A 261-nucleotide genomic window follows, 5' to 3' on the forward strand; every position below is an offset into this window, starting at 1 on the left:
TTATAATTACGGTTTGCCCTTGTTCTGTAATATTGCCATTCCCATCATCAAACACCCAAATAACCGTAAATTCTCCCTGTGTAGAATAGGTCGTAGTAGCAGTAGTTCCAGTAATAATTCCTGCACAAGTATCTGTAGCTGTAGGAGGTGTAAGTGTTACAGAACACTGTACTTCTATTACAGGTAAAGATGATGCATCTGGAACAGGTTCAACTGTGTCATTAATAAAGATGTTTTGTGTCACATTTGTAGTATTTCCGT

General features: G+C 37.5%; 1 protein-coding gene. It reads right to left on the reverse strand.

The genetic code is table 11. The annotated features are described in order from the left end of the window. A partial coding sequence (locus tag H2O73_RS24155; protein ID WP_182110823.1) for a hypothetical protein occupies positions 1-244 on the reverse strand: 244 nt, incomplete at its 3' end. Positions 245-261 lie beyond the last annotated feature (17 nt).

The organism is Vibrio marinisediminis, from assembly GCF_014050145.1.
Taxonomy (GTDB): domain Bacteria; phylum Pseudomonadota; class Gammaproteobacteria; order Enterobacterales; family Vibrionaceae; genus Vibrio; species Vibrio marinisediminis.